Annotated in this window: 35 protein-coding genes, 1 tRNA gene and 1 pseudogene; 35 read left to right on the forward strand and 2 right to left on the reverse strand. The window is 64.2% G+C overall.

The window, feature by feature from the left end; genetic code table 11:
• Positions 1-157 precede the first annotated feature (157 nt).
• The 32 genes from rpsJ (at position 158) to KHC24_RS02660 (ending at position 20,065) form a co-directional block, all read left to right on the forward strand.
• Positions 158-466 carry a 30S ribosomal protein S10 gene (rpsJ, locus tag KHC24_RS02505; RefSeq protein ID WP_068022220.1) on the forward strand — a complete coding sequence of 103 codons (309 nt, stop codon included), beginning with the start codon at positions 158-160 and terminating at the stop codon, positions 464-466.
• 21 nt (positions 467-487) lie between these two features.
• Positions 488-1,231, forward strand: coding sequence for a 50S ribosomal protein L3 (rplC, locus tag KHC24_RS02510; RefSeq protein ID WP_213359068.1), 744 nt, complete (start codon positions 488-490; stop codon positions 1,229-1,231).
• Complete coding sequence (gene rplD / locus KHC24_RS02515; protein WP_213359070.1) at positions 1,231-1,851, forward strand: 50S ribosomal protein L4; 621 nt, start codon at positions 1,231-1,233, stop codon at positions 1,849-1,851. The genes rplC and rplD overlap by 1 nt, the downstream gene beginning before the upstream one ends.
• Entirely contained in the window at positions 1,848-2,144 is a 297-nt protein-coding gene (locus tag KHC24_RS02520) for a 50S ribosomal protein L23 (RefSeq protein ID WP_213359072.1), read from the forward strand. Before rplD ends, KHC24_RS02520 begins: the two co-directional genes overlap by 4 nt.
• Before the next feature lie 22 nt (positions 2,145-2,166).
• Positions 2,167-3,000 carry a 50S ribosomal protein L2 gene (gene rplB / locus KHC24_RS02525; protein WP_213359074.1) on the forward strand — a complete coding sequence of 278 codons (834 nt, stop codon included), beginning with the start codon at positions 2,167-2,169 and terminating at the stop codon, positions 2,998-3,000.
• A 17-nt stretch (positions 3,001-3,017) separates the two neighbouring features.
• The gene (rpsS, locus tag KHC24_RS02530; protein WP_213359075.1) at positions 3,018-3,296 is read left to right on the forward strand and encodes a 30S ribosomal protein S19; all 279 of its coding nucleotides are present in this window, start codon (positions 3,018-3,020) and stop codon (positions 3,294-3,296) included.
• 11 nt (positions 3,297-3,307) lie between these two features.
• Positions 3,308-3,688 carry a 50S ribosomal protein L22 gene (gene rplV / locus KHC24_RS02535; RefSeq protein WP_018390605.1) on the forward strand — a complete coding sequence of 127 codons (381 nt, stop codon included), beginning with the start codon at positions 3,308-3,310 and terminating at the stop codon, positions 3,686-3,688.
• Entirely contained in the window at positions 3,688-4,395 is a 708-nt protein-coding gene (gene rpsC / locus KHC24_RS02540) for a 30S ribosomal protein S3 (RefSeq protein ID WP_213359076.1), read from the forward strand. Before rplV ends, rpsC begins: the two co-directional genes overlap by 1 nt.
• A gap of 27 nt (positions 4,396-4,422) precedes the next feature.
• Positions 4,423-4,836: a 50S ribosomal protein L16 gene (rplP, locus tag KHC24_RS02545; RefSeq protein ID WP_213359077.1), complete on the forward strand. Its 414-nt coding sequence runs from the start codon at positions 4,423-4,425 to the stop codon at positions 4,834-4,836.
• 11 nt (positions 4,837-4,847) lie between these two features.
• Complete coding sequence (gene rpmC, locus KHC24_RS02550; protein ID WP_213359078.1) at positions 4,848-5,057, forward strand: 50S ribosomal protein L29; 210 nt, start codon at positions 4,848-4,850, stop codon at positions 5,055-5,057.
• 10 nt (positions 5,058-5,067) lie between these two features.
• Positions 5,068-5,316, forward strand: a complete 249-nt coding sequence (gene rpsQ, locus KHC24_RS02555) for a 30S ribosomal protein S17 (RefSeq protein WP_213359079.1) — start codon at positions 5,068-5,070, stop codon at positions 5,314-5,316.
• Between the two features lie 86 nt (positions 5,317-5,402).
• The gene (gene rplN, locus KHC24_RS02560) at positions 5,403-5,771 is read left to right on the forward strand and encodes a 50S ribosomal protein L14 (protein WP_163073307.1); all 369 of its coding nucleotides are present in this window, start codon (positions 5,403-5,405) and stop codon (positions 5,769-5,771) included.
• On the forward strand, positions 5,771-6,088 hold the full coding sequence (rplX, locus tag KHC24_RS02565) for a 50S ribosomal protein L24 (RefSeq protein ID WP_213359080.1): 318 nt from the start codon (positions 5,771-5,773) through the stop codon (positions 6,086-6,088). Before rplN ends, rplX begins: the two co-directional genes overlap by 1 nt.
• A complete protein-coding gene (rplE, locus tag KHC24_RS02570; protein ID WP_213359081.1) occupies positions 6,081-6,638 on the forward strand; it encodes a 50S ribosomal protein L5 in 558 nt (185 codons plus the stop codon). The genes rplX and rplE overlap by 8 nt, the downstream gene beginning before the upstream one ends.
• A 60-nt stretch (positions 6,639-6,698) precedes the next feature.
• The gene (gene rpsN, locus KHC24_RS02575; RefSeq protein ID WP_213359083.1) at positions 6,699-7,004 is read left to right on the forward strand and encodes a 30S ribosomal protein S14; all 306 of its coding nucleotides are present in this window, start codon (positions 6,699-6,701) and stop codon (positions 7,002-7,004) included.
• Positions 7,005-7,017: 13 nt separating this feature from the next.
• Entirely contained in the window at positions 7,018-7,416 is a 399-nt protein-coding gene (rpsH, locus tag KHC24_RS02580; RefSeq protein ID WP_213359085.1) for a 30S ribosomal protein S8, read from the forward strand.
• A 20-nt stretch (positions 7,417-7,436) separates the two neighbouring features.
• Entirely contained in the window at positions 7,437-7,970 is a 534-nt protein-coding gene (gene rplF, locus KHC24_RS02585; protein ID WP_213359087.1) for a 50S ribosomal protein L6, read from the forward strand.
• Positions 7,971-7,982: 12 nt separating this feature from the next.
• On the forward strand, positions 7,983-8,345 hold the full coding sequence (gene rplR / locus KHC24_RS02590) for a 50S ribosomal protein L18 (protein ID WP_213359088.1): 363 nt from the start codon (positions 7,983-7,985) through the stop codon (positions 8,343-8,345).
• Positions 8,346-8,385: 40 nt separating this feature from the next.
• Entirely contained in the window at positions 8,386-8,937 is a 552-nt protein-coding gene (gene rpsE / locus KHC24_RS02595) for a 30S ribosomal protein S5 (RefSeq protein ID WP_213356496.1), read from the forward strand.
• A 29-nt stretch (positions 8,938-8,966) separates the two neighbouring features.
• A complete protein-coding gene (rpmD, locus tag KHC24_RS02600; protein ID WP_213359089.1) occupies positions 8,967-9,158 on the forward strand; it encodes a 50S ribosomal protein L30 in 192 nt (63 codons plus the stop codon).
• A gap of 22 nt (positions 9,159-9,180) precedes the next feature.
• Positions 9,181-9,672 (forward strand): 50S ribosomal protein L15, encoded by a 492-nt coding sequence (rplO, locus tag KHC24_RS02605; protein WP_213359090.1) that lies wholly within the window; start codon positions 9,181-9,183, stop codon positions 9,670-9,672.
• A gap of 52 nt (positions 9,673-9,724) precedes the next feature.
• Positions 9,725-11,056, forward strand: a complete 1,332-nt coding sequence (gene secY / locus KHC24_RS02610) for a preprotein translocase subunit SecY (RefSeq protein WP_213359091.1) — start codon at positions 9,725-9,727, stop codon at positions 11,054-11,056.
• Entirely contained in the window at positions 11,053-11,637 is a 585-nt protein-coding gene (locus KHC24_RS02615; protein WP_213359092.1) for an adenylate kinase, read from the forward strand. The genes secY and KHC24_RS02615 overlap by 4 nt, the downstream gene beginning before the upstream one ends.
• 198 nt (positions 11,638-11,835) lie before the next feature.
• Positions 11,836-12,204, forward strand: coding sequence for a 30S ribosomal protein S13 (gene rpsM / locus KHC24_RS02620; RefSeq protein ID WP_213359093.1), 369 nt, complete (start codon positions 11,836-11,838; stop codon positions 12,202-12,204).
• 115 nt (positions 12,205-12,319) lie between these two features.
• Entirely contained in the window at positions 12,320-12,709 is a 390-nt protein-coding gene (gene rpsK / locus KHC24_RS02625) for a 30S ribosomal protein S11 (RefSeq protein WP_213356507.1), read from the forward strand.
• 121 nt (positions 12,710-12,830) lie between these two features.
• Entirely contained in the window at positions 12,831-13,856 is a 1,026-nt protein-coding gene (locus KHC24_RS02630) for a DNA-directed RNA polymerase subunit alpha (RefSeq protein ID WP_370638254.1), read from the forward strand.
• Positions 13,857-13,929: 73 nt separating this feature from the next.
• On the forward strand, positions 13,930-14,358 hold the full coding sequence (gene rplQ / locus KHC24_RS02635) for a 50S ribosomal protein L17 (protein WP_213359095.1): 429 nt from the start codon (positions 13,930-13,932) through the stop codon (positions 14,356-14,358).
• A gap of 149 nt (positions 14,359-14,507) precedes the next feature.
• Entirely contained in the window at positions 14,508-15,935 is a 1,428-nt protein-coding gene (locus tag KHC24_RS02640; protein WP_213359096.1) for a Do family serine endopeptidase, read from the forward strand.
• 7 nt (positions 15,936-15,942) lie between these two features.
• Positions 15,943-17,259, forward strand: a complete 1,317-nt coding sequence (locus KHC24_RS02645; protein ID WP_213359098.1) for a replication-associated recombination protein A — start codon at positions 15,943-15,945, stop codon at positions 17,257-17,259.
• A gap of 41 nt (positions 17,260-17,300) precedes the next feature.
• A complete protein-coding gene (crcB, locus tag KHC24_RS02650) occupies positions 17,301-17,681 on the forward strand; it encodes a fluoride efflux transporter CrcB (RefSeq protein ID WP_213359101.1) in 381 nt (126 codons plus the stop codon).
• Positions 17,682-17,727: 46 nt separating this feature from the next.
• The gene (locus tag KHC24_RS02655) at positions 17,728-18,813 is read left to right on the forward strand and encodes an RluA family pseudouridine synthase (protein WP_213359102.1); all 1,086 of its coding nucleotides are present in this window, start codon (positions 17,728-17,730) and stop codon (positions 18,811-18,813) included.
• A 481-nt stretch (positions 18,814-19,294) separates the two neighbouring features.
• Positions 19,295-20,065 (forward strand): polysaccharide deacetylase family protein, encoded by a 771-nt coding sequence (locus tag KHC24_RS02660; protein WP_213359103.1) that lies wholly within the window; start codon positions 19,295-19,297, stop codon positions 20,063-20,065.
• Between the two features lie 445 nt (positions 20,066-20,510).
• Here the strand turns inward: KHC24_RS02660 and KHC24_RS02665 are convergent, their stop codons facing one another.
• Positions 20,511-21,011 carry a MarR family winged helix-turn-helix transcriptional regulator gene (locus KHC24_RS02665; protein WP_213359104.1) on the reverse strand — a complete coding sequence of 167 codons (501 nt, stop codon included), beginning with the start codon at positions 21,009-21,011 and terminating at the stop codon, positions 20,511-20,513.
• A 65-nt stretch (positions 21,012-21,076) separates the two neighbouring features.
• Between KHC24_RS02665 and KHC24_RS02670 the strand changes: the two genes are divergently transcribed.
• The 3 genes from KHC24_RS02670 to KHC24_RS25510 all read left to right on the forward strand — a co-directional run bounded on the left by KHC24_RS02670 (position 21,077) and on the right by KHC24_RS25510 (position 22,058).
• Positions 21,077-21,427 (forward strand): DUF1428 domain-containing protein, encoded by a 351-nt coding sequence (locus KHC24_RS02670; protein ID WP_213359105.1) that lies wholly within the window; start codon positions 21,077-21,079, stop codon positions 21,425-21,427.
• A gap of 97 nt (positions 21,428-21,524) precedes the next feature.
• Positions 21,525-21,599: transfer RNA gene (locus KHC24_RS02675), tRNA-Glu, on the forward strand.
• A 261-nt stretch (positions 21,600-21,860) separates the two neighbouring features.
• Positions 21,861-22,058: a hypothetical protein gene (locus KHC24_RS25510; protein WP_309299356.1), complete on the forward strand. Its 198-nt coding sequence runs from the start codon at positions 21,861-21,863 to the stop codon at positions 22,056-22,058.
• A gap of 51 nt (positions 22,059-22,109) precedes the next feature.
• Here KHC24_RS25510 and KHC24_RS02680 read toward each other — a convergent pair.
• A pseudogene (locus KHC24_RS02680) lies at positions 22,110-23,207 on the reverse strand (recombinase family protein); the annotation flags it as partial.
• Positions 23,208-23,251 lie beyond the last annotated feature (44 nt).

A 23,251-nucleotide genomic window follows, 5' to 3' on the forward strand; every position in this document is an offset into this window, starting at 1 on the left:
CGTGAAGGCGGACGCACCGTCGGTGCCGGCGTCGTCGCCGCCATCATCGAGTGAAGTAGGAAGCAAATCCCGAGGGGCGCCGGTTCGCCTGCGCCCCTTTTTCGTGGAGCTCGTAATAGAGCCCTATTGGCGAGCCCTCTGGGAGCCTTGAAGTCAAATGAACGGCCAGAACATTCGGATCCGCCTGAAGGCGTTCGATCACCGTATATTGGACGCCTCCACGCGCGAAATCGTCAACACGGCGAAGCGCACCGGCGCCCAGGTTCGCGGACCTATCCCGCTGCCGACGCGGATCGAGAAATTCACGGTCAACCGCTCTCCTCACGTCGACAAGAAGTCGCGTGAGCAGTTCGAGATGCGGACGCATAAGCGTCTGCTGGACATTGTCGACCCGACTCCCCAGACCGTGGACGCGCTGATGAAGCTCGACCTCGCTGCGGGTGTCGACGTCGAGATCAAGCTCTGAGAAAGGCGAGGGGACACGGCCATGCGGTCAGGCGTCATCGCCCAGAAGGTCGGAATGACCCGCATCTTTACCGATGCAGGCGAACATATTCCGGTCACTGTGCTGAAAGTCGATAATTGCCAGGTGGTTGCCCACCGGACGATCGACAAGAACGGATATGTCGCGGTTCAGCTCGGCGTCGGCCGCGCAAAGCCGCAGAACACGACGCGCGCCATGCGCGGGCACTTCGCGGTGGCGAAGGTCGAGCCCAAGCGCAAGCTCGCGGAGTTCCGCGTCGAGGAAGACGGGCTCATCCCGGTCGGGGCCGAGCTCACGGTGGACCATTTCGTGGTCGGCCAGTTCGTCGACGTGACGGGAACCTCCACCGGTAAGGGTTTCGCCGGCGGCATGAAGCGTCACAACTTCGGCGGTCTGCGTGCAACCCACGGCGTGTCGGTCTCGCACCGTTCGATCGGTTCGACCGGTGGCCGTCAGGACCCGGGCAAGACCTTCAAGAACAAGAAGATGCCCGGTCACATGGGCGTCGAGACCGTGACCACCCAGAATCTCAAGGTGGTGCTCACGGATGTGGAGCGCGGCCTGATCGCCGTCGAAGGCGCGGTTCCGGGCACCAAGGGTGGCTGGATCATCGTCGCCGACGCGGTGAAGAAGGCTCTGCCGGCCGAAGCGCCGAAGCCGGGCAAGTTCCGGCTGCCGGACGAGGTCGAGGCTCCTGTCGCCGATGTCGCTCCCGCGGCCGAGGCCGCGACCGAGGAGACCGTGTGATGGAACTCGCCGTCAAAACTCTCGAAGGGGCCGAAGCCGGCTCCGTGACGCTGTCGGACGAGATCTTCGGTCTCGAGCCCCGTCAGGACATCCTGCACCGCTGCGTGGTGTGGCAGCTGGCGCGTCGCCAGGCTGGTACCCACCAGACCCTGTCGCGCGCTGACGTCAACCGCACCAAGCGGAAGATGTACAAGCAGAAGGGTACCGGCGGCGCTCGCCACGGCGCGGCTTCCGCTCCGCAGTTCCGCGGCGGCGCCAAGGCGTTCGGTCCGGTGCAGCGTAGCCATGCCTCCGACCTTCCCAAGAAGGTCCGGGCGCTGGCGCTGAAGCACGCGCTGTCGACCAAGGCGAAGGAGCAGCAGCTCATCGTCCTCGACGACGCGACGCTGGCCGAACCGAAGACCAAGCTGCTCAAGGAGCGGCTGGCGTCCCTCGGCCTGTCCAATGCGCTGGTGATCTCCGGCGCCGAGGTGGATGCCAATTTCGGCCTTGCCTCGCGCAACATCATCCACCTCGACGTGCTGCCCGTTCAGGGCATCAACGTCTACGACATCCTGCGTCGCCAGACCCTGGTGCTGACGAAGGCGGCTGTCGACGCTCTGGAGGCGCGCTTCAAATGAGTCTCGATCCGCGCCACTACGATGTGATCGTGTCCCCGGTGATCACCGAGAAGGCCACGGCTGCGTCCGAGCATAACAAGGTCGTCTTCAAGGTTGCTCTGACGGCTACTAAGCCGCAGATCAAAGAGGCGGTCGAGAAGCTCTTCGACGTCAAGGTCGAGAGCGTCAACACGCTGGTCCGCAAGGGGAAGACGAAGTTCTTCAAGGGCCGCAAGGGCGTACAGAACGACGTGAAGAAGGCGGTTGTGACCCTCGCCGAGGGCCACACCATCGACATCACGACGGGTCTGTGAGCCGGGACAAGGGATCAGAGACATGGCGCTCAAAACCTTCAAGCCGGTAACGCCGAGCCTCCGTCAGCTCGTCATCGTCGACCGCTCGGGCCTCTACAAGGGCAAGCCGGTCAAGACGCTGACCGAGGGCAAGTCGGAAGCTGGCGGCCGCAACAACACCGGCCGGGTGACCGTCCGCTTCCGCGGCGGCGGCCACAAGCAGAGCTATCGCCTGGTCGACTTCAAGCGCGCCAAGCGCGATGTGCCGGCCGTGGTGGAGCGGATCGAGTACGATCCCAACCGCACGGCGTTCATCGCCCTCATCAAGTATGAGGACGGCGAGCTGAGCTACATCCTGGCCCCGCAGCGCCTTGCTGTGGGCGACAAGGTGATCGCCTCGAAGAACGTCGACGTGAAGCCCGGCAACACTGCGCCGCTCGGCAACCTGCCGGTCGGCACGATCGTGCACAATGTCGAGATGAAGATCGGCAAGGGCGGCCAGATTGCCCGCTCCGCCGGCTCCTATGCGCAGATCGTCGGACGCGACAACGGTTATGTGATCATCCGTCTGAACTCGGGCGAACAGCGCCTGATTCACGGCGAGTGCTGCGGTACGGTGGGTGCGGTTTCCAACCCGGACCACATGAACACCAACCTCGGCAAGGCCGGCCGCAGCCGTTGGCTGGGTCGCATGCCGCATAACCGCGGCGTGACCATGAACCCGGTCGACCATCCGCACGGCGGCGGCGAAGGCCGTACCTCGGGCGGCCGTCATCCGGTCACCCCCTGGGGCTTCCCTACCAAGGGCAAGAAGACCCGGAAGAACAAGTCGACCACGAAGTTCATCGTGTCGAGCCGTCACGCCCGCAAGAAGTGAGCGAGGGAATCTGAATTATGTCTCGATCGGTCTGGAAAGGTCCGTTCGTCGACGGCTACCTCCTCAAGAAGGCGGAAGCCGTACGCAGCTCGGGACGCCATGAGGTCGTCAAGATCTGGAGCCGTCGCTCCACGATCCTGCCCCAGTTCGTGGGCATCACCTTCGGCGTCTATAACGGCAACAAGCATGTCCCGGTCTCGGTGAACGAGGACATGGTCGGCCACAAGTTCGGCGAGTTCGCCCCTACCCGTACCTATTACGGGCATGCGGCGGACAAGAAAGCCAAGCGCAAGTAGAGGCAGGGGTCATGGGAAAGGCAGCTCGTCCGCGCACGCTCGCGGATACGGAAGCCAAGGCGGTTGCGCGTAACCTTCGCGTCAGCCCCCAGAAGCTCAACCTCGTCGCGGGGCTGATCCGCGGGAAGAAGGTCGCGACGGCGCTCGCCGACCTTCAGTTCTCCCGCAAGCGGATCGCCGGCGACGTGAAAAAGTGCCTGGAATCGGCGATCGCGAATGCCGAGAACAATCATGAGCTCGACGTCGACGATCTGATCGTCGCCGAGGCGCATGTCGGCAAGGGTCTCGTGATGAAGCGTTTCGCCGCCCGCGCCCGCGGTCGTGCGAGCCGCATCGAGAAGCCGTTCTCGCATATCACCATCGTGGTGCGTGAAGTCGAGGAGAAGGCCTGATGGGTCAGAAGGTCAACCCGGTCGGGCTTCGGCTCGGCATCAACCGCACCTGGGATTCGCGCTGGTTCGCCGGCAAGAGCGAATATGGCCAGCTGCTGCACGAAGACATCAAGATCCGCGAGATGCTGTTCAAGCTGCTGAAGCAGGCGGCCGTCTCCAAGATCGTGATCGAGCGTCCGCACAAGAAGTGCCGCGTCACCATTCACTCGGCGCGTCCGGGCGTGGTGATCGGCAAGAAGGGCGCGGACATCGACAAGCTGCGCAAGAAGGTTGCCGAGATGACCAACTCGGAAGTCTTCATCAACATCGTCGAGATCCGCAAGCCGGAAATCGACGCGCGCCTTGTCGCCGAATCGATTGCCCAGCAGCTCGAGCGTCGCGTCGCTTTCCGTCGCGCCATGAAGCGCGCGGTGCAGTCGGCGATGCGTCTCGGGGCCGAAGGTATCCGTATCAACTGCTCCGGCCGCCTGGGCGGCGCCGAAATTGCGCGTCTGGAATGGTATCGTGAAGGGCGTGTGCCGCTTCACACCTTGCGCGCGGACGTAGATTACGGTACTGCGACCGCCTTCACGACCTACGGCACCTGCGGTGTCAAGGTCTGGATCTTCAAGGGCGAAATCCTCGAGCACGATCCGATGGCGCAGGATAAGCGCCTTTCGGACAACGAGCCGTCGGGTGGTCGTCCCTCGCGCCGCGACGCGGCGTGAGTGTGACAAAGGAATAAGAGGCGCGATATGCTGCAACCGAAGCGCACGAAGTTCCGCAAGCAGTTCAAGGGCCGTATCCACGGCGTTGCGAAGGGCGGGACTGACCTCAACTTCGGCCAGTTCGGGCTGAAGGCGTTGGAGCCCGAGCGGGTCACCGCTCGTCAGATCGAAGCCGCGCGCCGCGCGCTGACCCGTCACATGAAGCGTGCGGGCCGGGTGTGGATCCGGGTGTTCCCGGATGTGCCGGTGTCGAAGAAGCCGACCGAAGTCCGTATGGGTAAGGGCAAGGGCGCTCCCGAATTCTGGGCCGCCAAGGTCAAGCCCGGCCGAATCATGTTCGAGATCGATGGCGTGAGCCAGGAGATCGCCCGTGAAGCGCTGACGCTGGCCGCTGCGAAGCTGCCGATCAAGACGCGCTTCGTCGAACGTATCGCCGAGTGACGGAGGGAATGATGACGAAGGCTTCCGACATCCGGACCAAGACCGTCGACGAATTGAGCGACGAGCTGCTGAGCCTGAAGAAGGAGCAGTTCAACCTGCGCTTCCAGAAGGCGACCGGTCAGCTGGAGAACACCGCGCGCGTGCGTCAGATCCGTCGCGATATCGCGCGGATCAAGACGATCCAGGCGCAGAAGGCCGCGTCCGCGGCCCTGGCGAAGTGAGGAGATAACGATGCCGAAGCGTTTGCTGCAGGGCGTCGTGGTGAGCGACAAGCAGGACAAGACCGTTGTGGTCCGTGTCGAGCGTCGCTTCACGCATCCGCTGTTGAAGAAGACCGTCCGCCGCTCCAAAAAGTATCACGCCCATGACGAGGCGAATGCTTGGAAGGAAGGCGATACCGTCTGGATCGAGGAGAGCCGTCCTCTGTCCAAGCTGAAGAACTGGGTTGTTATCCAGGGCGAGAAGCGGGCAGAAGTCTGAGCTTCCCGGAGTGAGCTTCCCGGCAACGGGGTTGAGGGTGCGCCAGCTTCACCGCAGCGCGCAGTTTTACGAGAAATAGGTGCGTCATGATCCAGATGCAGACCAATCTCGACGTGGCGGACAATTCCGGTGCGCGTCGCGTTATGTGCATCAAGGTGCTTGGCGGTTCGAAGCGGAAATACGCCCATGTCGGCGACATCATCGTGGTGTCGGTGAAGGAAGCTATCCCGCGCGGCCGCGTGAAGAAGGGCGATGTGATGAAGGCGGTGGTCGTTCGGACCGCCAAGGACATCCGTCGCGTCGACGGCACGGTGATCCGCTTCGACCGCAATGCGGCCGTGCTGATCAACAACAACAAGGAGCCGGTCGGCACGCGTATCTTCGGACCGGTTCCGCGCGAACTGCGCGCCAAGAACCACATGAAGATCATCTCGCTGGCGCCGGAGGTGCTGTGATGGCGGCGAAGATCAAAAAGGGCGACAAGGTCGTCGTTCTCGCCGGTCGCGACAAGGGTCGCTCGGGCGAGGTTATTTCGGTTCTTCCCAAGGAAGGCACCGCGAAGGTTCGCGGCGTCAACTTGGTGAAGCGCCATCAGCGGCAGAGCGCGAACCAGGAAGGTGGGATCATCTCGAAAGAGGCGTCCATCGACCTGTCGAACATCGCGATCGCCGATCCGAAGGACGGCAAGCCGACCCGCGTCGGTTTCCTTGTGCAGGCAGACGGGACCAAGGTCCGTATCGCCAAGCGCTCGGGGGAGAAGATCGATGGCTGAGGCTAGCTACACCCCGCGGTTGAAGTCCTTTTACGAGGACGAGATCCGCAAGCAGATGATCGAGCAGTTCGGCTACAAGAATCCCATGGAAGTGCCGGCGATAGACAAGATCGTCATCAACATGGGCGTGGGCGAAGCCACTGCCGACACCAAGAAGGTGCAGACCGCCGCGGCGGACCTCGCGCAGATCGCCGGCCAGCGGCCGGTCGTGACCCGCGCCCGCCAGGCGATCTCGAACTTCAAGCTGCGCGAGAACCAGCCGGTGGGCGCGAAGGTCACCCTTCGCAAGGTTCGCATGTACGAGTTCGTCGACCGCCTGGTCACCATCGCGCTGCCGCGCGTGCGTGACTTCCGCGGCCTGAACCCGAAGAGCTTCGATGGCCGCGGCAACTATGCCATGGGCATCAAGGAGCACATCGTGTTCCCCGAGATCAACTACGACAAGGTTGATCAGATGTGGGGCATGGACATCATCGTCTGCACGACGGCGAAGACGGACGACGAGGCGCGCGCGCTTCTGAAGGCCTTCAACTTCCCGTTCCGTCAGTAAGCATCCCCTTCCGGCCGTGGGGCGGGAGCCCCAAACGCGGAGAGCTAGGAGCAGAAGCATATGGCGAAGAAAAGCGCCGTCGAGAAGAACGAACACCGCAGGCAGCTTGCTAAGAACTATTCCGGCAAGCGCTCGCGGCTCAAGGCCCTGATCCAGAACAAGGAATTGCCGATCGAGGAGCGCTTTGCCGCGGTCCTCAAATTGGCGGAACTGCCGCGCAACTCGGCGCAGGTTCGCGTTCGCAATCGTTGCGAAGTGACCGGCCGCCCGCGGGCGTTCTATCGCAAGCTGAAGATGAGCCGCATTGCGCTCCGCGAGCTCGGCTCGCAGGGCCAGGTGCCCGGTCTCGTTAAGTCGAGCTGGTGAGGAGGGCCGATCCATGTCTACGTCTGATCCGATTGGCGACCTGATCACCCGCATCCGCAACGCGCAGATGCGCCGCAAGGAAAAGATCTCGACCCCCGGCTCGCGTCTGCGCGCCTCGGTGCTCGAGGTTCTCGCGGCTGAGGGCTTCATCCGCGGTTATTCGGCTTCCGAGCCGGTCAATGGCCGTACCGAGTTCGAGATCGAGCTGAAGTACTATGACGGCGAGCCGGTGATCCGCGAGATTTCTCGCGTGTCGAAGCCTGGCCGCCGGGTGTACTCGTCGGTCAAGACCCTTCCGCGCGTCGCCAATGGTCTTGGCGTCGCTGTCGTCTCCACGCCCCAGGGCGTGATGGCGGACCACGAAGCCCGCGATAAGAACGTGGGCGGCGAGGTCCTCTTCACGGTCTTCTGATCGGGAGGGAGAGAGAGCACATGTCCAAGATCGGCAAAGCCATTATCACCGTCCCGGCCGGCGTTACCGCCGCGATCGACGGCCAGACCGTCAAGGTCAAGGGCCCGAAAGGCGCTCTCGAGGTCAAGATCGTCGACGAAATCGGCGCCAGCCTCGACGGCAACGTCATCTCGTTCAAGCCGCGCGGCGAGAGCAACCGGCACATGGCGATGTGGGGCCTTTCCCGCACGCTGGTGTCGAACCTCGTCGAAGGCGTGACCAAGGGCTTCGAGAAGAAGCTCGAGATCAGCGGCGTCGGCTACAAGGCGGCGGTGCAGGGCAAGAACCTGAACCTGTCGCTCGGCTACAGCCACGACGTGATCTACGCGATCCCGGAAGGGATCCAGATCGTCACGCCGAAGCCGACGGAAATCGTCGTCACCGGCATCGACCGTCAGAAGGTCGGGCAGGTCGCCGCCGAGATCCGCGATTATCGCGGTCCCGAGCCCTATAAGGGCAAGGGCGTGAAGTACGCCGGCGAATTCATCTTCCGCAAGGAAGGCAAGAAGAAGTAACGGATCGGTACCATGGCAAAGTTTCAGGACGCTACCGAGCGCCGCAAGGCGCGTGTCCGCCGGGCCCTGCGCTCGGCGGCGAACGGGCGGCCGCGCCTCTCGGTGCATCGCTCGTCGAAGCACATCTATGCGCAGATCATCGACGATGCGCGCGGCGTGACCATCGCCGCCGCCTCGTCGCTGGAGAAGGATCTGCGGGAAAGCCTCAAGACCGGCGCGGATGTCGCGGCGGCTGCGGCGATCGGCAAGCTCGTGGCGGAACGTGCCGTCGCGGCCGGGGTGAAGGACGTGGTCTTCGACCGCGGCGCCTTCATCTATCACGGCCGCGTCAAGGCGCTCGCCGAGGCCGCCCGCGAGGGCGGTCTCAACTTCTAATCACGAGCGGGATCTCCCGCAGAACGACGAGGATAAGATCATGGCTCGTGAACGTGAGCGTGAACGCGAAGATCGCGACAACACGTTCGTGGACAAGCTGGTCCACATCAACCGTGTCGCGAAGGTTGTGAAGGGTGGCCGTCGCTTCGGCTTCGCCGCGCTGGTCGTCGTCGGCGACCAGAAGGGTCGCGTCGGCTTCGGCCACGGCAAGGCCCGCGAAGTGCCGGAAGCCATCCGCAAGGCCACGGACGCCGCCAAGCGCGCGCTGATCCGCGTGCCGCTGCGCGAGGGCCGTACCCTGCACCATGACGTGCATGGTCACCACGGCGCCGGCAAGGTGGTGCTGCGCGCCGCCCCGGCCGGTACCGGCATCATCGCCGGCGGCCCGATGCGCGCCGTCTTCGAGACGCTGGGCATGCAGGACGTGGTGGCGAAGTCTTTCGGCTCGTCCAACCCGTACAACATGGTCCGGGCGACTTTCGATGCCCTGAAGAACCAGGACAGCCCGCGCCTGGTTGCGGCTCGCCGCAGCCTCAAAGTGTCGCAGCTTCAGTCGCGCCGTCGCATCGACGACGCCGAAGCTACCGACTGACGCGCTTCGGACAGGGATTGGAGCGTATCATGGCGAAGAGCAGCAACACGATCACGGTCGAGCAGGTCGGTTCCCCGATCCGCCGGCCGGAGGACCAGCGGGCGACGCTCGTCGGTCTCGGACTGAACAAGATCGGGCGTCAGTCGACGCTTGAGGACACCCCGGCCGTGCGTGGCATGATCCAGAAGGTCCGCCACCTCGTTCGCGTCGTCGAAGCGTGACGGCGGGCGAAGGAGACAGGCGATGAGCAATCTCAACGAGATCAAGGACAACGACGGCTCGCGCAAGAAGCGCATGCGCGTCGGCCGTGGCATCGGCTCGGGCAAGGGCAAGACCGGCGGCCGTGGCGTGAAGGGTCAGACCTCGCGCACCGGCGTCGCGATCAAGGGCTTCGAAGGCGGTCAGATGCCCCTGCATCGCCGTCTGCCCAAGCGCGGCTTCACCAATATCTTCGCGCTGGATTGGAACGAGGTGTCCCTCGGCCGCATCCAGACCGCGATCGATGCCGGCAAGCTGGATGCCAAGCAGCCCGTGACCGAGGCGACCCTGGTCGCCGCCGGCGTGCTGCGCCGTGCCAAGGACGGCGTCCGCGTCCTGGGCTCCGGCGAACTGACCGCGAAGATTTCCCTCGACGTGGCGCATGCCACCAAGTCGGCGATCTCGGCGGTCGAGAAGGTCGGCGGCACCGTGACGCTGCCGGCAGTGTCGGAGACCTCTGGCGAAACGGTGGCCTGACGTTTAAGTCAGGTCTTCCGAATACAGGGCACAGGCGAGGAGCGCAGCCATCATGGCGTCCGCAGCGGAACAACTCGCGGCTAACCTCAATTTTGGTGCTCTGGCAAAAGCCGAAGAACTGAAGAAGCGCATCTGGTTCACGCTGGGTGCGCTTCTGGTGTATCGGCTGGGCACCTATATTCCGATGCCGGGAATCAATCCCGACGCGCTCGCGGACGTTTTCCGTACCGCGCAGCAGGGCATCATCGGCCTCTTCAACATGTTCTCGGGCGGCGCCGTCTCGCGCATGGCCATCTTCGCCCTGAACATCATGCCGTACATCTCCGCCTCCATCATCATCCAGCTGCTGACCACCGTCTCGCCGACGCTGGAAGCGCTGAAGAAGGAGGGCGAGTCCGGCCGCAAGATGATCAACCAGTACACCCGGTATCTCACGGTGGTGCTCGCGGTGTTCCAGTCCTACGGCATCGCCGTCGGCCTCGAAGGCTCGGGTGCCGTGGTCTCGGATCCCGGCTGGTTCTTCCGCATCTCGACGGTGATCACGCTGACCGGCGGCACCATGTTCCTGATGTGGCTCGGCGAGCAGATCACCTCGCGCGGCATCGGCAACGGCATTTCGCTGATCATCTTCGCCGGCATCGTCGCGGAGCTGCCCTCGGCGGTCGCCAACACGCTTGAACTCGGCCGCCAAGGCGCGATTTCGACCGGCTTGATCATCGCGGTGATCCTGATGGCCGTCGCGGTCATCATGTTCATCGTGTTCGTGGAGCGCGCCCAGCGCCGGCTGCTGATCCAGTACCCGAAGCGCCAGGTCGGCAACAAGGTGTATGAGGGCCAGTCCTCGCACCTGCCGCTGAAGCTGAACTCGTCGGGCGTGATCCCGCCGATCTTCGCTTCATCGCTGCTGCTGATCCCGACCACCGTCGCCAGCTTCACGCAGGGGCAGGGACCGGCCTGGCTAACCACGGTAACGACGCTGATCGGCCACGGACAGCCGCTGTTCATGCTGCTCTATGTGCTGCTGATCGTGTTCTTCTGCTTCTTCTACACCGCGATCGTGTTCAATCCGACCGAGACCGCGGACAACCTGAAGAAGCATGGCGGCTTCATCCCCGGCATTCGTCCCGGCGAACGCACGGCGGAGTATATCGACTATGTGCTGACTCGCATCACCGTCATCGGTGCGGCTTACCTAGCGATCGTCTGCTTGTTTCCCGAGATCCTGATCTCCTACGCGGCAGTGCCGTTCTATTTCGGTGGTACGTCGCTGCTCATCGTCGTCTCGGTGACGATGGACACGGTAGCCCAGGTTCAGGGACACTTGCTGGCGCATCAATATGAGGGGCTGGTCAAGAAGGCCAAGCTCAGGGGGAAGCGTCGATGAGGCTGATTCTTCTTGGTCCGCCGGGAGCGGGCAAGGGAACTCAGGCACAACGCCTGGTGGCGCGGCACGGCATCGTGCAGCTCTCCACCGGCGACATGCTTCGCGAGGCCGTGCGGAATGGAACGCCGGTCGGCCTGCGCGCCAAGGAAGTGATGGATGCCGGTCAGCTGGTGTCCGACGATATCGTGATCGGCATCATCTCCGATCGTATCGACCAGCCGGATGCCGCCAAGGGGTTCATCCTCGACGGCTTCCCGCGCACCGTTCCGCAGGCCGAGGCGCTCGATGGGCTGTTGTCTCGCAAGGGGCAGAAGCTCGATGCGGTGATCGAGTTCAAGGTCGACCAGGAAAAGCTGGTCGGCCGTATCCTGCAGCGGGCACAGGAAACGCGGGAGCGCGGCGAGCCGGTCCGCAAGGACGACGACCCGGAGATCTTCAAGACCCGGCTGGAAGCCTTCAACCGCGATACCGCCGTTGTGGCTCCGTATTATGCTGAGCGCGGCTTGCTGGTCGCGGTCGACGGCATGCGTCCGATCGACGAAGTCGAGAAGGCGATCGCCGAGGTTCTCGAAACCGTGTAGGTGGCGAGCGTGTTTTCCGGCGCTGAGCTTGACTCGCCGCCGGAATCGCACTATGAGCCGCGCTTCACTTAGGCAGGCGTCGTCCTTCGACATCGTCCGCGATGTCGGGCGGCGCCTTGTATATATATCCGCATGGGCCGGCCTCCACCGGCGCGGGTTAGGTTTATTCCGGTTCGCCGGTTCACATGGAGACGGCAAGTGGCCCGTATCGCAGGCGTTAATATCCCGACCAACAAGCGCGTCATCATCGCGCTGCAGTACATTCACGGCATCGGCGCGAAGAACGCGGCCGATATCGTTGCGAAGGTCGGTATTCCCCTGGAGCGTCGCGTCAACCAGCTGACCGACCAGGAAGTGCTTCAGATCCGCGAGGCCATCGATCGCGACTATCTCGTGGAAGGCGATCTGCGCCGCGAAGTCTCGATGAACATCAAGCGGCTGATGGATCTCGGCTGCTATCGCGGCCTGCGCCATCGTCGCGGCCTGCCGGTGCGCGGTCAGCGCACCCACACCAATGCCCGCACCCGCAAGGGTCCGGCCAAGCCGATCGCCGGCAAGAAGAAGTAAGTCGGGGCGGGCTGAGGCCCGCTTCTTTCGTGCCCGCGGCTCTGTCGCGGGCTTTTTGAGCGTGTTTGTCCCGAGCGCCTGGCACTACGGGCGCGTCTGAAGGATCGAGAAGTCGATGGCCAAGGATACTACCCGCATTAAGCGTCGCGAGCGCAAGAACATTGCCTCCGGCGTGGCGCATGTGAATGCGTCGTTCAACAACACCATGATCACCATCACCGATGCGCAGGGCAACACCATTGCCTGGTCGTCGGCCGGCGCGATGGGCTTCAAGGGCTCCCGCAAGTCCACGCCCTATGCGGCGCAGGTGGCGGCCGAGGATTGCGCTCGCAAGGCGTCCGAGCACGGCATGCGCACCCTCGAGGTCGAGGTGTCGGGCCCCGGTTCGGGTCGTGAATCCGCACTGCGCGCCTTCCAGGCGGCGGGCTTCATGGTGACGTCGATCCGCGACGTTACCCCGATCCCGCACAATGGTTGCCGTCCGCGCAAGCGCCGGCGCGTCTGACGCATTCGCCGACCGGCGGCGCATGTCGCCGCCGGGTCCGCTGCGTTTGGCATTCTCTCCGGCCTCCGGGCGGGAGCGGCGGCCGCAGGGCAGGGTGCCCGCGGCTCCGTCGAGAGCAAGGGTGACGCAAGTGATTCAGAAGAACTGGCAAGAGCTCATCAAGCCCGAAAAGCTCGAAGTCTCCGCCGGAAGCGATGCGAAGCGCTTCGCGACCGTGGTCGCCGAGCCGCTGGAGCGTGGTTTCGGCCAGACGCTCGGCAATGCGCTGCGCCGTATTCTCTTGTCCTCGCTGCAGGGCGCGGCGGTGACTTCGGTCCATATCGACGGCGTGCTGCACGAGTTCTCGTCGATCCCGGGCGTCCGCGAGGACGTTACCGACATCGTGCTTAACATCAAGGACATCGCCATCAAGATGGCGGGCGATGGTCCCAAGCGCATGGTGGTGAAGAAGCAAGGTCCGGGCATCGTCACCGCCGGCGACATCCAGACCGTCGGCGACGTGCAGGTGCTGAACCCCGAGCTGGTGCTGTGCACCCTCGATGACGGCGCCGAGATCCGCATGGAGTTTACGGTCGATACCGGCAAGGGCTATGTTGCGGCCGACCGCAACCGTCCCGAGGACGCGCCGATCGGCCTCATCCCGGTCGACAGCCTGTATTCGCCGGTGAAGAAGGTCTCCTACAAGGTCGAGAACACCCGCGAGGGCCAGATTCTCGACTACGACAAGCTGACCATGACCATCGAGACCAACGGTTCCATCGGCCCGGAAGATGCGCTCGCCTATGCGGCGCGCATTCTCCAGGACCAGCTTGAGATCTTTGTGAACTTCGAAGAGCCCAAGCGTGAGGCCGAAAGCCCGGCGATGCAGGAGTTGCCCTTCAACCCGGCGCTTCTCAAGAAGGTCGACGAACTGGAACTTTCGGTTCGTTCGGCCAACTGCCTGAAGAACGACAATATCGTCTACATCGGCGACCTGATCCAGAAGACCGAGGCGGAAATGCTCCGTACCCCGAACTTCGGCCGCAAGTCGCTGAACGAGATCAAGGAAGTGCTCGCCAGCATGGGCCTGCATCTCGGCATGGAAGTGCCGGGCTGGCCGCCGGAGAACATCGAGGATCTCGCCAAGCGGTTCGAAGATCATTACTGAGCAGTGAGCGCGGCGTTCGAGTCGCTCCCCCCATTCCCCGGCTCGAAGGCCGTCGCATTTTAGGAATTTTGCCATGAACCACGGCAAGACTTACCGGAAGTTCAACCGGACTGCCGAACACCGCAAGGCCATGTTCGCCAATATGGCCCAGGCGCTCATTACCCACGAGCAGATCCTCACCACCCTTCCCAAGGCGAAGGATCTTCGCCCGGTGGTCGAGAAGCTGATCACCCTCGGCAAGCGCGGTGGCCTGCATGCCCGCCGTCAGGCGATCGCCGAGATCCGCGATGTCGCCGTCGTGCGCAAGCTGTTCGACGTCGTCGGCCCGCGCTACAAGGAGCGCAATGGCGGCTATACCCGCATCATCAAGGCGGGCTTCCGCCACGGTGATTCGGCCGCCATCGCGGTGATCGAACTCGTCGATCGCGACGAGAGCGCCAAGGGCGCCGCCGATCTTGCCCGTTTCGAGGCGCAGAAGGCTGAAGAGGGCGCTGCGGTCTGATCCGGTCTGTCCATTTTGAATACGTAGATTGAAGGGCGGCCCGCGGGTCGCCCTTCTTCGTTGTGGTGGATGCCGATTCATGGTCGGTTTCGGCGCCGCCGCCGCGGCCGCCCTTTCTTCCGCCACGGGCCGGCGCTTATATTTCCGCCATGCAACGCACAGCTCTCTCCTTCGCTCTCCTCACTCTCCTCGTTAGCCTGCAGCCGGTAGCGGCGCAGACGCCCCGCGTGCCGACCTCCCGCGCCGAGATATCGTTGAGCTTCGCTCCGGTGGTGGCGCGCACGGCGCCGGCCATCGTCAACGTCTATGCCATGCGCACGGTACAGGCGCGGCAGAGCAATCCGCTGTTCGACGATCCTTTCTTCCGCCGCTTCTTCGGGGTGCCGGGCGGGCCGGGAGGCCCGGGGTTCGGCGGTCCTAGCGAGCGCATGCAGCGGGCGCTCGGCTCCGGCGTCATGGTTGATGCCGGCGGTCTCGTGATCACTAACAACCATGTCATCGAAGGCGCCGACGAAGTGCGGGTGGCGTTGGCCGACAAACGCGAGTTCGACGCCGATATCCTGTTGCGCGACCCGCGCACCGATCTCGCGGTGCTAAAGCTGAGGGGTGGCAAGGGCAATTTCGCCTTTGCCGAGCTCGGCAGTTCCGACGACCTGCAGGTCGGCGACATCGTGCTCGCCATCGGCAATCCGTTCGGCGTGGGCCAGACGGTGACGCAGGGCATCGTCTCGGCGCTCGCCCGTACCCAGATCGGCATTACCGACTACCAGTTCTTCATCCAGACCGACGCGGCCATCAACCCCGGCAATTCCGGCGGCGCTCTTGTCGATGTCGCCGGCCGGGTGGTGGGCATCAACACGGCGATCTTCTCGCGCTCGGGCGGCTCGCAGGGCATCGGCTTCGCCATTCCCGCCGACATGGTGCGGGTGGTGCTGCAATCGGCGCTCGATGGCGGACGTTCGGTGCGCCGGCCCTGGCTTGGCGCCAAGCTGCAACGGGTGACGCCGGACATCGCCGAGGGGCTCGACCTGCCGCGCCCGGTCGGTTCGCTGGTGCAGAGCGTGACGCCCGGTAGCCCGGCGGAGAAGGGGGGCTTGCGGGTCGGCGATCTGGTGAGTGCCATTGCCGGGCAGGAGGTCGACGATCCCGACGCCTTCGGCTATCGCTTCGCCACCCGCCCGCTTGGCGGCACCGTGGCGATTGCCGTGGTGCGTCAGGGTAGGGAACTCTCGCTTACCTTGCCGCTCGAGCCGGCGCCGGAGACCTCGCCGCGCGACGAGACCACGATTGGCGGACGTTCGCCGCTCACCGGTGCTACCGTGGTCAACCTGTCGCCGGCGGTGGTGGAGGAGATGCGTACGGTGGACGTCGACCAGGGCGTGGTGGTCACCTCCATCGAGGAGGGCTCGCCCGCCGACCGCACGAGCTTGCGCGTCGGTGACGTGGTGCTGGAGGTGAACGGCCTGCCGATTGCCCGCACCGCCGATCTCTCGCGGGCGACGCAGGCGCCGTCGCGGATCTGGCGTATCACCGTCCAGCGCGGCGGGCGCAAGATCTCCGCCATGCTGCCGGGTTAGGCGCGCCATGGCGGATCTGTTCGCGCAAGCCGGAATGGAGGCGGGGGCGCCACGCCCGCTCGCCGACCGGCTGCGCCCGCGCCGTCTCGATGAAGTGGTGGGGCAGGAGCATCTGACCGGCCCCGACGGCATCCTCACCCGCATGTCGGAGAGCCGCTCGATCGGCTCGCTGATCTTCTGGGGTCCCCCCGGCACCGGCAAGACCACGGTGGCGCGGCTGCTCGCCCGCGAGACCGACCTGCATTTCGAGCAGGTGTCGGCGATCTTCTCCGGTGTCGCCGACCTCAAGAAGGTGTTCGAGGCCGCGCGTGGCCGGCGTGCGGTCGGGACCGGCACGCTGCTGTTCGTCGACGAAATTCATCGTTTCAATCGCGCCCAGCAGGACAGCTTTCTGCCGGTAATGGAAGACGGCACCATCACCGTGATCGGCGCGACCACCGAGAACCCGTCCTTCGAGTTGAACGCGGCGCTGCTCTCGCGGGCGCGGGTGCTGGTGTTCAAGCCGCTGGACGCGGCGGCGATGGAGCGGTTGCTCGCCCGCGCCGAGGAACTGGAGGAACGCCGCCTACCGCTGGAACCGGAAGCGCGGTCTGCGCTCGCGGGCATGGCCGATGGCGACGGGCGCTATCTGCTGGGGATGGCGGAGGAGCTGTTCCGCCTGCCGCCGGACAGGGATCTCGACGTCGCCGGGCTCGCGGCGACCATGCAGAAGCGGGCGCCGATCTACGACAAGGGGCAGGACGAGCACTACAATCTTCTCAGCTGCTTCCATAAGAGCCTGCGCGGCTCCGACGTGAACGCCGCCATGTACTGGGCGGCGCGGATGCTTTCAGGCGGAGAAGATCCCGGCACGATCTTCCGCCGGCTGTGCTGCGCCGCCTCCGAGGATGTCGGTATGGCCGATCCGCAGGCCATGCCGCAGGTGGTATCTGCCTGGACGGCGTTTGACCGGGTCGGCTGGCCGGAGGGGCGGCTGTTCCTGGCGCAGGCCATCGCCTATGTCGCCACGGCGCCGAAATCGAATGCCGCTTATTCGGCATTCAACGCCGCTCTCGCTTTGGCGCAGAAGACCGGCTCGCTGCAGCCGCCCAAGCATATCCTCAATGCGCCGACCAAACTGATGAAGGAGCTCGGCTACCATGCCGGCTACCTCTATGATCACGATTTCCCGGACGCTTATGCCGGCCAGACCTTTTTCCCGGACGAGCTTGCGGGCGACCGCCGCGCCGATTTCTATGCGCCCAATGAGCGCGGCTTCGAGCGTGAGGTGAAGAAGCGGCTGGACTATTGGGCGAAGCTGCGGGCCGAGCGGCGCGGGCGGTAGCGCCGGCCGGGGCAGGGCAGGGTAAATAGTAGGGACTGGGGATGAATTGGCTGGTGGTGTTTGTCGGTGCCGGGCTGGGTGGCATGTTGCGGCATGGTGTGAACCTGACGGCGCCGCGGCTGGTCGGCGGCGGGTTTCCCGGCGGCACCATGGCGATCAACATTCTCGGCTCTTTTCTGATCGGCGTGATCGCTGGCTGGCTCGCCTTTCGCGCTGGCGAGGCCTGGTCGCTGCCGACGCGGCTATTTGCGGTCACCGGCATTCTCGGTGGCTTCACCACCTTTTCCGCTTTCTCGCTCGACGTGGCGCTGCTGATCGAGCGTGGCGAGCCCTGGTCGGCACTTGCCTATGTAGCGGGCAGTGTCGGACTGTCGGTCGTCGCGGTGTTCGCCGGCCTGGCCCTGATACGCGCATTTGCGTGACGCACGGGCGCGGCTCGGCTATCTCCTTGGCTAAGGAGACATCACCATGGCCGTCGAGACACGTACCGTCGCCCGCGACGAAGAAGACATGCGGCTGGACCGCTGGTTCAAGACGCATTTCCCCGACCTGTCCTTCGGTCACCTGCAGAAGCTCTTGCGGAGCGGCCAGGTGCGGGTCGATGGCGGCCGGGTGAAGAGCAATACCCGGCTGGCCGCCGGTCAGAGCGTGCGGATCCCGCCGCTGGAGGAAAAACCCCAACCCTCCGCCGCGGACTATCTGGAAGCCCAGGAAGCCGTCGCCCGCGGCGAAGTGCCGCCCCCTCGGCCGCGCGCCACGGGAGCGCCGGACACGCTGGCGGCGCCGGCGGTGAAGCGTGCGGTGGCCGACGACAAGGACGCCGTCTTCCTCAAATCCATCACCCTCTATGAGGACCGTGACGTGATGGTGCTGAACAAGCCCTATGGCCTTGCCGTGCAGGGCGGTTCCGGCACCTATCGCCATGTCGACGGGTTGATGGAATCGCTGCGCGCCGAGGACGGGCAGAAACCGCGCCTCGTCCACCGTATCGACAAGGATACGTCGGGCATCCTGTTGATCGCCAAGAGCCGGATCGCTGCTTCGACGCTGGCCAAGACCTTCCGCTCGCGTTCGGCGCGCAAGGTTTATTGGGCGCTGGTGCCCGGCGTGCCCAAGCCGCGGCAGGGGCGGATCTCCACCTATCTCGCCAAGGACGAAGCCGCCGAACGCATGCGCGTCGCCCGCCATGGCGACGACGAGGCGAGTCACGCGGTCTCCTACTACGCCGTGGTCGACCAGGCGGCGCAGAAGCTGTCCTGGCTGTCGATGAAGCCTGTCACCGGCCGCACCCATCAGCTACGTGCTCACGCGGCGCATATCGGTCATCCAATTGTCGGAGACCCGAAGTATTTCGATATCGAGAACTGGCCATTGCCCGGTGGGTTGCAGAATCGCCTGCACCTTCTGGCGCGGCGGCTGGTGATTCCGCATCCGCGAGGGGAGGGGCTGATCGATGTTTCGGCGCCGCTTCCTCCGCATATGCAGCAGAGTTGGAGTGTTCTGGGGTTTGATGCGTCGCAATATGACCCCATTGTCGACGCGCCGGAGACTTAATCGCACGTAACGTAAGGTGGGTGATTGGGATTTCGGAAAGTTTGCCGTTTTTTGAGAAGTGCCTGCCTAATTTTAGGGCTTGAAAGTTATGCTGCAATGCGGTGCGATAGGTGTCAGTTCATTTAAGCATATAGACGCTGGCTGTGAGGTCAGTCGTCTGACAAACAATACTAGGCTTCTTTGAAGCCGGCAGTGATCGTTTGGGCAATTTTTATGGGCTTGAGGAAGGCTTCGGTCGGCATTGCGGGCGACCGAAGCTTTCACTTCTCTTGCCGGCCTGTTCACGCAAGTGACGGTGTCCCCTATAGGGATGTCGCGGCCTATAAACCATCACCAAGTCGCATCGGTCGTGTCGGCGGTATCGCCGCCCGAATCAATGTGCCCGCGGAAGGGCAGCCATGCCGCCCGAGGCTGGCAGATCGCCCGGCACTGGGATAGGACACCGCATCCCACGTGTTCCGGTGGCGTCATGCGATTTCTGATGTGTTTGCTGGCCCTGACGGCACTGCTGCCGGGCCTTTCCATGGCGGCCCTCGCTGCCGGCGATTGTGCCGCCGGACCAGGTACTGCACGGGTGCTGGAGGTCGATCCCGCCGGGCTCGAGGTCGGTACCAAGCATTTTCCACAGACGCTGGATCTCGCCGAGGGCGAGTTCGTGCTCACCTTCGACGACGGTCCCTCCGCCGGTACCACGCCGATGGTGCTGAAGGCGCTGGCGGCCGGTTGCGTGCGGGCCACCTTCTTCCTGGTGGGCACCCGCGCTGCCGAGAGTCCGGCGCTGGTGAAGCGCATCCTCGCCGAGGGGCACGGCATCGGCTATCACAGCCAGACCCATCCGATGACGCTGGCGGATCTGCCTTATGATAAGGCAGTGCGCGACATCGAGCGCGGCATCGCCAGCGTCGACCGCGCCGCTTACGGTACCGCGACGGCATCGCCGCATTTTCCCTTCTTCCGCTTTCCCGGCTTCGGCTCCTCCCCGCAACTGCTCGCTTATGTCGCCGGACGAAATATGGGCGTGTTCGGCGCCGACCTTTGGGCGAGCGACTGGGAGCCGATGACGCCGGAGGTCGAGTTGGAACTGGTTTTGACGCGCATGGCGCATGCCGGGCGCGGCATCGTGCTGTTCCACGACACCCGCCTGCAGACCGCGCGGATGGTGCCGGCGCTGCTCAAGGCGATGAAGGAGCGGGGCTACCGCATCGTCCATGTGGTGGCGCGCGGCGTTGCGACGGCGGCGACGCCGCAATAGGCGACGAAAGGCCTCAGCTCTCTCGCCTCCCGATACCGCTGCTGCGACGACTCGTGCCGTAGAGGCTCCTGAACGGCCCCTGTAGTGTGCGGCGATATCAGCGTGCGCCGCCGTCGACGAGGGATCCTGACCATGGCCGACGATCCTGAAGCCAAGCGCGCCCTCATCAAGCTGGTGGTAGTGAACAGCCTGCTGGTGGTGATGGTGGTGGCGCTCGGTGGCCTCTATGCCGCCTGGACGATCTGGTGAGCCGGATCGACGGGAGGGCCGGCCCCCGAGATGGAGTTGCTCCGCACATAATTTCCCCGGATGCCGGAGCGAGAGGCCGTGTGGAAAAAGTGGTCGCCTTAGGTGATTTCACGCGGTTTAGGCCGATATTCCAACCTGTCTTCGGCTGGGAGGCGGGATCAGGCGCCAACGCCAACCTCTGAGGCGTGACTGGTGTTCATGTGTAAGGCTGCGCCCGCTCGGACGATTTGGCGCCCTGCGCCTCTTCTCCCGGCCGGGTGCCGAGCGCGACCAGGCCGGCGCGCAAAGCCGCGGCATCGCCGCCCGGTAACGCCGCCTCGATGCGGGCATGCACCGCGCGCCACACCGGCACAGCCGCGGCCAGGCGGGCTTCTCCCTCCTGTGTGAGCAGCAGCAGCCGGCTGCGCCCGTCTTCCGGATCCGGCCGGACCTCGACCAAGCCCTGCCGCTGCAGCGGCTTGAGCGCGGCGGTGAGAGTGGTGCGGTCCATGCCCAGCAGATGCGCCACCGGACGCAGCCGCGGTGGGTGAGGGCGGTTCAGCGCCATCAGCAGCGAGAACTGGCCATTGGTGAGGTCAAAGGGCTGCAGCGCCTCGTCAAACAGGCGGGCCAGCACCCGCGCCGCCCGCTGGACATGCAGGCAGAGGCAGGTGTCGCGCACCTCGATCGTGGTGGAGAAGGGGACCGGCTTTGACATGCATCATACATGTTGATATCAACCTAATTGTCAATCTAACCTATGGTAATGTAGGAGCATCGACGATGAGCTATGTGGATGGTTTCGTGCTCGCCGTTCCGGCCGGTAACAAGGAGGCCTATCGGGCGATGGCCGCGAAGGCGGCGCCGTTGTTCCGGGAGTTTGGCGCCAGCCGGGTGGTGGAGTGCTGGGGCGATGACGTCCCCGACGGCAAGCTCACCGACTTTCGCGGCGCGGTGAAGGCGGAGGAGGGCGAGATCGTGGTGTTTTCCTGGATCGAATACCCTTCCAAGGACGTCCGTGATGCTGCCGTGAAGCGCATGATGTCCGATCCCCGATTCAAGGAAATGGGTGACATGCCGTTCGACGGCAAGCGGATGATTTTCGGCGGTTTCGCGCCGATCCTCGACGCCTGAGACGGCGCCTGCGCGCGGGGAGCGCAAAGCTGTGGATGGCTGCGTGCAAGACGGCTTGTGCGATGCCGCGCGCGCCCCTATAAGGTGCCCCGCCTGCGCGCCCTTCGTCTATCGGTTAGGACGCCACCCTTTCACGGTGGAGAGAGGGGTTCGACTCCCCTAGGGCGCGCCACTTCCGTACAAAACCGCGAACACCCGGCTGGGTGGCTCGGTCGGCGAGTACGGCTCTCTCCAGCACCGTCCTTGATCCGTGGATGCGCACGACGTGCTGGTCTACTTCGACTGCGTCGATAAGCGACCGCAGATAGGCTTTGCGGAACGGTACCTCGCCATCTTTGATATTCGAGCGCATGAGCTGCCCGAAGCGGGCAAGTTTGTCCGGATCTAGCCGGCCTGCGGCTGCACCCTGATTCTCAATCCGCTCTAGCGCTGAATGCGCCCGATCCCGATCTGCCTTGAGTTTGGCAATCTGCTCCTTAAGCAGGTCATCTGGCTCAGCGATGCCGTCGGCGACAAGCTGGTAGAGCCGCCGCAGCTTGTCTTCCGCCGTCGTTCGTTCGCGCGAGAGTTCATCGATCCGCGCCTGGACCTCGGCATCGGCCTTCACTCGCCGGTCAACGACGGACTGTAGCAGCGCCTCCAACCGCTCGGGCATCAGGACGCGTTCAGCGACATGGCGTGTTACCAGATGGTCGAGCTTCTCCATCGGCACCGTTCGCCCTTTGCAGGCGGACTTGCCGACCCGGCCGGAGGTCGAGCAGCTGTAATAGCGATAGACCCTGCCGCTCTTCGAGGTGCCGGTGCGCAGCGTCATGGCGCTGCCGCAACAGGCGCAATAGGCCAAGCCGGTCAGAAGGATCGGACCTGAGATGACCCGGGGTGGACTGTTGTGCGGGCTCTTGGCCCTCAGAGCCTTCTGCACCTTGTCGAAAGTTCGGCGATCGAGGATGGCCGGCACCGAGATCGAGATAACCTCGTGCTGAGGCTTCACCTGCCCCGTCTTCGAGCTTCGCTTGTTGAAGCTCCATTCCCCGACATAAACGGGATTGGTCAAGATCCCGTGGATGGTGCCGACACCGTAGCGGGCTCCAAGACGGGTGCGGTAGCCCTTGGCGTTGAGATGCTTGGTTATCTCCTTGATGCCCATGGGACCCGATGTGCCATTTCCCTGCAGGTAGAGATCGAACATCAGCCGCACGAGCTCGGCCTCCACGGGGTCGACGACGATCCGTTTTTTGATGCGATGGCCGCGCTTCTCGACCTCTTCAAGGGTGAAGCCAAGCGGCAGGCGGGAGCCGTTATAGAAACCCTGCCGGGCGTTCTCTTTCATAGCCCGCAGCACATGCTTGGCGTTCTCGCGGGACTGGTACTCATCGAACAGGGCGATGACCTGCCGCATCATGACCTGAGCCGGATCATCCCCTAGCTCCTGGGTGATGGAGACGAGCCGCACGCCGTGCTTCGCGAGGCGGCGGATGTACATTTCCAGCCCAAAAGCATCCCGGAAGAACCGGCTGAAGCTATGGACGACGATGACATCGAATGGGCGATCGTCATCGGATGCCCGTTCGATCATCCGTTGGAACTCGTGCCGGCTGTCGTCCATGGCCGACGCACCCGGCTCTACATACTCCGCGACAACGGACCAGCCCTGCCGCTCGCAATAGGCGGCGGTCTGGAGGCGCTGATCTGGGATGGACAGGTCGACGTCAACCTGCCGTGTGGTCGAGACCCGGAGATAGAGGGCGGCCCGGCTGGTGATCGGCAAGGTTACGTTCATGGCCCAATCGCCTCCCTCAGGTCCCTTTGGCAGCACCGTCACCT

Source organism: Ancylobacter defluvii (assembly GCF_018390605.1).
Lineage (GTDB): Bacteria > Pseudomonadota > Alphaproteobacteria > Rhizobiales > Xanthobacteraceae > Ancylobacter > Ancylobacter defluvii.